The organism is Streptomyces sp. NPDC029296, from assembly GCF_055569255.1.
The window spans coordinates 1-1,893 of the sequence record NZ_JBVHXT010000109.1; the positions used below are offsets into that span (position 1 = coordinate 1).

At 70.8% G+C, this 1,893-nt stretch carries 3 protein-coding genes; all 3 read left to right on the forward strand.

Annotation, left to right across the window (positions count from 1 at the left end):
• Positions 1–56: 56 nt before the first annotated feature.
• The 3 genes from ACZ4W9_RS40235 to ACZ4W9_RS40245 all read left to right on the forward strand — a co-directional run bounded on the left by ACZ4W9_RS40235 (position 57) and on the right by ACZ4W9_RS40245 (position 1,884).
• Complete coding sequence (locus tag ACZ4W9_RS40235) at positions 57–635, forward strand: TetR/AcrR family transcriptional regulator (protein ID WP_467944210.1); 579 nt, start codon at positions 57–59, stop codon at positions 633–635.
• A 39-nt stretch (positions 636–674) separates the two neighbouring features.
• Positions 675–1,346 carry an enoyl-CoA hydratase-related protein gene (locus tag ACZ4W9_RS40240; RefSeq protein ID WP_467944211.1) on the forward strand — a complete coding sequence of 224 codons (672 nt, stop codon included), beginning with the start codon at positions 675–677 and terminating at the stop codon, positions 1,344–1,346.
• Between the two features lie 94 nt (positions 1,347–1,440).
• Complete coding sequence (locus ACZ4W9_RS40245) at positions 1,441–1,884, forward strand: PaaI family thioesterase (protein WP_467944212.1); 444 nt, start codon at positions 1,441–1,443, stop codon at positions 1,882–1,884.
• Positions 1,885–1,893: the final 9 nt, after the last annotated feature.

Consider the following 1,893-nt stretch of genomic DNA (forward strand, 5'->3'; position numbering starts at 1 on the left):
GTCGTCGGAAGGGTGGTGGGCGGGTGAGTCCGCGCAAGAGTGAAAGCCGTGACCGGATGATCCTCAGTGCCGCTGCTCTGCTGCGGGAGTACGGGGCGAGCGCGACCAGCATCGACCGGGTGCTCGCCCACAGCGGAGCCCCTCGGGGCTCGGTGTATCACCACTTCCCCGGCGGGCGGACGCAGCTCATCGACGAGGCCGTGGCGCTGGCGGGCGACTTCATCGCCGGCCTGATCGAGGCCGCCATGCAGGCGGATGATCCGGTGCAGGCCGTCGACGCGTTCTTCGCGCTCTGGCGCGACCGGCTCGTCGAGAGCGGCTTCCGGGCCGGCTGCCCGATCGTGGCGGTAGCCGTCGAGACCAACGACGACGCACCCCAGCTTGCCCGCTCCGCCGCCGCCATCTTCACTCGCTGGCAAGAAGCCCTGGCAGCCCTCTTCCTGCGGCACGGCCTGACCGAGGAACGCAGCCGCCGGCTGGGCGCCTTCATCATCGCCGCGGTCGAAGGAGCGGTGATCATGTGCCGGGCCGAGCGGAGCACCGCCCCGATCGAGGCCGCCGCCGCCGAGATCCACGACCTGCTCCTCTACGCCCTGCGCGACCGCCGGGGTGCCGGACCCGGGCCCCGGCCGTAACCCGCGGCCGCTCCACCTATACAGCTCGAAGGAGTCACCATGCTCTCGCTCGACCGCCACGACAACGTCTTCGTCCTCGACCTCGGAGACGGCGAGAACCGCTTCCACCCCGACTGGCTCACCGTCGTCGGCGCCGCACTCGACGAGGTGGAGAAGGCCGAGGGCCCCCGTGCCCTGGTCACCGCCGCCACCGGCAAGTTCTACTCCAACGGGCTCGACCTGGACTGGCTGTTCGCCCACGCCGACCAACACCAGGACTACGTCGTCTCCGTACACGCGCTTTTCGCGCGGATGCTGTCGTTGCCGGTCGTCACGGTGGCCGCACTGCAGGGGCACACCTTCGCCGCCGGCGCGATGTTCTCCCTCGCTCACGACTTCCGCGTCATGCGTGCCGACCGCGGCTACTGGTGCCTGCCCGAAGCGGACATCAACATCCCCTTCACTCCCGGCATGGCCGCCCTCATCCAGTCCCGGCTCGCGCCGCAGACCGCCCACGAGGCGATGCTCACCGCCCGCCGCTACGGCGGCACCGACGCCGCAGGTGCCGGCATCGTCGACCAGGCCGTCGCCGAGGAGGCCGTGCGCTCCACCGCGATCGAGATCGCCCAGGCGCAGGTAAACAAGGCCGGCGACACCCTCGGCACCATCAAGGCCCGCATGTACGCCCCGGTCCTGACCACCCTGCGCGACACCGCCAACCCGCTCGGCTGAGCCGGCACCCGCCCGTGCCGAGCCCCTGCCCGCTTGACGAACACCCCGCCCTCCGCGGCGGCGGCACCACCAGAACCACGCAAGGAGAACGACCATGACGACCACCGACTTCGCCGCCATGACCGGCCTGGAACTGATGCGCTGGGTGCAGACCGAACGTCCCACCGACATCCCCTCCATCGGCCGCCTGCTCGGCATGCGCTTCGACGAGGTCGACCACGGCCGCATCGTCATCTCCCTCGACACCCGCCCCGACTTCGCCAACCCCCTCGGCACCGTCCACGGCGGCATCGCCGCCACCCTCCTCGACTCCGCCATGGGCTGCGCCGTCCACACCACCCTCCCCGCCGGTGCCGGCTACACCACCCTCGAACTCAAGGTCAACTACATCCGCGCCGCCCGCACCGACGGCCAGACCCTCACCGCCACCGGCACCGTCATCCACGCCGGCCGCCGCACCGCCACCGCCGAAGGGAAGGTCCTCGACGAACAGGGCAAGCTCATCGCCCACGCCACCACCACCTGCATGATCCTTTAAACCGCCCGG

What these genes read in the sequence shown, in the direction of transcription:
- ACZ4W9_RS40240 (WP_467944211.1), top strand. Translation starts at nt 675, where the DNA reads ATGCTCTCGCTCGACCGCCACGACAACGTCTTCGTCCTCGACCTCGGA.
- ACZ4W9_RS40245 (WP_467944212.1), top strand. Translation starts at nt 1,441, where the DNA reads ATGACGACCACCGACTTCGCCGCCATGACCGGCCTGGAACTGATGCGC.
- ACZ4W9_RS40235 (WP_467944210.1), top strand. Translation starts at nt 57, where the DNA reads ATGATCCTCAGTGCCGCTGCTCTGCTGCGGGAGTACGGGGCGAGCGCG.